2 protein-coding genes and 2 pseudogenes are annotated in these 4,290 nt (G+C 62.9%); all 4 read right to left on the bottom strand.

Going from position 1 to position 4,290, the window contains the following annotated elements; genetic code table 11:
- A pseudogene (locus tag AHiyo1_RS13295) lies at nucleotides 1-940 on the bottom strand (serine/threonine-protein kinase); the annotation flags it as partial.
- On the bottom strand, nucleotides 937-2,394 hold the full coding sequence (locus AHiyo1_RS13300) for a penicillin-binding transpeptidase domain-containing protein (protein WP_059388886.1): 1,458 nt from the start codon (nucleotides 2,392-2,394) through the stop codon (nucleotides 937-939). The pseudogene AHiyo1_RS13295 and the gene AHiyo1_RS13300, both read right to left, overlap by 4 nt.
- Nucleotides 2,391-3,758, bottom strand: a complete 1,368-nt coding sequence (locus AHiyo1_RS13305; RefSeq protein WP_059388888.1) for an FtsW/RodA/SpoVE family cell cycle protein — start codon at nucleotides 3,756-3,758, stop codon at nucleotides 2,391-2,393. Before AHiyo1_RS13305 ends, AHiyo1_RS13300 begins: the two co-directional genes overlap by 4 nt.
- Nucleotides 3,755-4,290: pseudogene (locus AHiyo1_RS13310) on the bottom strand (serine/threonine-protein phosphatase); the annotation flags it as partial. The pseudogene AHiyo1_RS13310 and the gene AHiyo1_RS13305, both read right to left, overlap by 4 nt.

Here is a 4,290-nt window from a genome sequence, read left to right on the forward strand (position 1 = left end):
CTGCCGTAGGGCGAGGTGACGAGTGCCGTGGGCGGCGGTGGCAATGTCCGTAGGGGCAGTGATAGGCCCGTGGCGGATTCGAACAGCAACATCCCCGGGACGGCCGCGTGTGCCGTTGCGATATCGCCAGCGCGGATCGCTTCCGCGGCTTCGGCCAGCTTGATGGCATCCGCGGGACGGTTCTTCGGATCCTTGGCGAGCATGGACATCAGCAGGGCGCGAATGGGGGTGGGCAGGCTTTCAGGCAGCGGCGGCGGGGCGTCGTTGACCTGGGCCAGCGCAATCGCGATCTGGGATTCTCCCGAAAAAGGACGGTGCCCTGTAAGGCACTCGTAGCCGATGATCCCCAGGGAATAGATGTCCGAGGCGCCTGTGGCTGTTTGTCCCGTGGCCTGCTCCGGAGCCAGGTATTGCGCCGTACCCATGACCTGGCCGGTCTGCGTGAGCGGAACCTGGTCGGCGAGGCGGGCGATACCGAAGTCGGTGATCTTGACACGGAAATCCGGCGTGATCAGGAGGTTGCCCGGTTTGATGTCCCTGTGTACCAGCCCTTGGGCATGTGCAGGGGCCAGCGCCCGGGCGGTTTGGGAAATGATGGACAGGGTGCGGTCCGGTGAAAGGACCTGCTCGTGCTCCAGGATGCTGCTCAGCGGCTGACCCGGCACCAATTCCATGACCAGGTAGGCGGAGCGTCTTCCTCTCCGTAATCGAAGACGTTGGCGATCCCCACGTGATTGAGCAACGCGGTGTGGCGGGCCTCGGCGCGGAACCGCTGGAGGAACCCGGGGTCGCCCGTGTATTCCTCTTTGAGTACCTTGATGGCGACGATCCGGCCAAGGATCTGGTCCTTGGCCCTCCAGACCTCTCCCATGCCGCCAATCGCTATGCGACTGGTCAGCTGGAACCTGCCGCCGAGGGTGATTCCTGACGTAGGCCTCACTTGTTCAACACCGCCTCAAAAATCTTCTTCGCGTTCGGACTGGTTAGCTTTGCGCCGGTAGACACATCAACGCCTTCCATGACAATGGTGACGGCTACCTGCGGGTCGTTGGCCGGGGCGAACCCGGTAAACCATGAGTTGTTCAAGCCTGAATCGCCGAGTTGCGCGGTACCGGTCTTGCCGGCCACCTGGACTCCCGGCACTGCGGCGCCGCTCGCAATGCCCTGGGACACGACGTCGGTCATCCACTGCGTGATCTGGTTGGCGATATCGGGCGTGGTGGAAGTACGCAGCGCCTCGGCCTTGGGCTCGCTGATGACACGCAGGTCAGGTGCCCGCACAGTCTTGATGAGGTTCGGCTTCATCTGGACGCCCTTATTGGCAATAGCGGCGGTCATCATGGCGATTTGCAGCGGAGTGGCCCTGACGTCACGCTGCCCGACGGCGGACTGGGCCAGCGCTGCTTGGTCCAGGTTCTTGGGGAACACGCTGACCGCGGACTGCAGCTTGAGCTGGTCCCCGAAATCCTGTCCGAAGCCGAACTTGCTGGCCTGGTCCGCGATCGCGTTTTGGCCCAGGTCCAGGGCAATGCTGGCGAAGGGCGTGTTGCATGACTGTTCCAGGGCGAAAGCGAAATCCGCGGTGTTGCGGGTGGAGCAGTTGCCCCCGGCATAGTTGGGCAGCGAGGCGCTGGAACCGGGCAACGGCAGACTGTCCGGGTTCGGCAGGACACTGTCCTTGTTGTACTTCCCGGAGCTCAATGCTGCCGCCGTATCGACGAGCTTGAACACGGAACCGGGCGCCAACAGCTCGCCGGTGGGTCCGCTCACGGACTGGTTCAGGTTGATGCCGGGGACCTGGTTGATTTGGTCGTAACCGGCCTTCTCCTTGGCAGGATCGTGCGTGGCGATCAGGTTGGGGTTATAGGACGGCTTGGAGACCATCGCGATGATGGCGCCCGTCTTCGGATTGGTGACGACGATCGAGCCGCGCTGGCCGTCAGGAATGAGGTCGTAGGCGAGCTTCTGGATCACGGGATCAAGGGTCAATTCCACCGAGGCGCCCTTCGGCTGGCTCCCAAGGAAAATCTGGCTCACACGGTCCAGGAAGAGTTGGTCGGAGCTGCCAGCCAGTTCATCCCGGAGCTGTTGCTCAAGCCCGGTGGACCCATAGGTCCTGGAGAAGTATCCCGTGATCCCCGCATAAAGCTCCGGCTGGGCGTAACTGCGCTGGTACTTGCAGGTTTCGTCTCCGGCAACGGATTCGGCGATTGGCTTGCCGCCCACGATGATGGCACCGCGGTCGTTGCAGTAGTTCGCCAGGACAGCGCGCTGGTTCCACGGATTGTCGTTGAGGTCGCCGGCGCCGATGACCTGGACATAACTGATCGCGCCAAAGAGGAGGGCGAACATGGCAACTGCTGCCATCCACGCATTGCGTATGGAATGGTTCATGAGGTCTGCACCGCCTCTGTGGGGGCATGGGTAATGGGCGTAGTGTCCACCGGGCCGCGCGCGGTGTTCGAAATCATGAGCAGCAAGCCCACGATGATCCAGTTGGCAAGCAAGGAGGAACCGCCTGCCGCAAGGAATGGAGTGGTGAGTCCCGTCAGCGGGATCAGCCGGGTGACGCCGCCGATCACCACGAAGCACTGCAGCGCTATGGCAAAGGACAGGCCACAAGCCAAGAGTTTGCCGAACGCGTCCCGCGCGCCAAGAGCAGCGCGGAACCCCCGGGTGAAGAGCAGCATGTAGAGCATCACGACGGCAAAAAGACCGATCAGTCCCAGTTCCTCACCGATGAGGGCCACGATCATGTCGCTGTTGGCGAACGGCACCAGATCCGGCCGGCCTTGTCCGAGCCCTGTGCCTCCGAGGCCGCCGTCGGCCATGCCGAAGAGGCCCTGGACGATCTGTCCACTGCCGCCCGGGGACCGGTCGAAGACTTCCGGGGTGAAGGCGTTCCACCAGCTGTCCAGGCGGAACGCGACGTGCGAGAAGAACCTGGACGCCAGGAATCCGCCACCCAGGATCAGTGCGACGCCGATGACTACCCAGCTGATCCGGCTTGTTGCCACATAGATGATGACGATGAACAAGCCGAAGAAAAGGATCGAGGTGCCGAGGTCCCGCTGGAACACGAGGATGCCGATGCTCACGAGCCAAGCCGTGATCATGGGGCCAAGATCCTTGAAGCGCGGCAATTGCATGGGGCCGATTTTGCGGCCGGCAAGCAGGATGAGGTCCCGGTTGGAGGAAAGATAGCCTGCGAAGAATATAGCCAGGGTAATCTTGGCGATTTCGCCTGGCTGGAAAGTCATGGGACCGATCCGGATCCAGACGCTCGCGCCCAGCACCTCGCCGGCGGAGATTCCGGGAACCAGCGGCAATACAAGGAGAACCGCGCTGGCCGCCAGCGAGATGAAGGTGAAGCGGCGAAGGATGCGGTGGTCCTTGAGGAACCAGATCACAACGATTGACACGGCCATGGCCAGGAGGGTCCAGCGCAACTGGTTGTTTCCCGTGTCCTCGCCAGGCTGGTCCATGCGATGGATCAGGGCCAGTCCCAAGCCGTTGAGTGCAACCACGATCGGAAGGATGATCGGATCGGCATATTTCGCGCGGAACCTGAGGATCATGTGGAAAGCGAATGCCGCCACGATCAAGAGACTCGACTGGAACCAGAAATCGGCGTCGAACGCGGCCGGACTGTTGAGCCCGACCATGGCGCTGGCGCCGATTCCCACAGCAAGGGCAAGGACCAGCAGGACGAGCTCGACGTTGCGGCGCGGCCTGGGTGTGGTGGTGGCCAGGATCATGGGGACACCGCGCACGTAGGGACCGCCGTGGACGTCGGCGACGATGTTGGCCGGTTCGAGGGATTCGGGCTCGCCGGCGTGGGGCCTGTTGTGGGCGAGGGACTCGCCGTCGGCTTGGCCGTGCCTGTGGGGCATGTGACTGGAAGCCCGGTGGTGCCCTTTTCCTGAAGGTTTTTCACAATCTGCTGGGCATCGGCCAGATCCCGCGCCGGAACGGTCTGGCGAACGACTTGTTGCGTGAATTCAGGCAAGGAATCCATGCGGATGTTCGTCGTGGCCTCGACTTTCGAGAGCTGGAACGGGCCCAGGCTCTGCGAAATGCCGTTGAAGATTGCGACGTGCTGATTGAATTCACCGACGTAGTAGCGAGTCTGCGTCCACGCATAGCCGAGCCATAGCCCGGCGACCACGAAGATGGCCAAGACGGCGGCAATGGCCGGCGTCAACCAGCGCCGCTTCCGGGCGACAAGCGGTTGCGGATCCTGGCGGTCCTGTTCGGCCTTGTGGGTCAGCACCGTGGCAGCCCGGCGTG

This window comes from Arthrobacter sp. Hiyo1 (assembly GCF_001263615.2).
GTDB lineage: Bacteria > Actinomycetota > Actinomycetes > Actinomycetales > Micrococcaceae > Arthrobacter.

What these genes read in the sequence shown, in the direction of transcription:
- AHiyo1_RS13305 (WP_059388888.1), bottom strand. Translation starts at nt 3,758, where the DNA reads ATGATCCTGGCCACCACCACACCCAGGCCGCGCCGCAACGTCGAGCTC.
- AHiyo1_RS13300 (WP_059388886.1), bottom strand. Translation starts at nt 2,394, where the DNA reads ATGAACCATTCCATACGCAATGCGTGGATGGCAGCAGTTGCCATGTTC.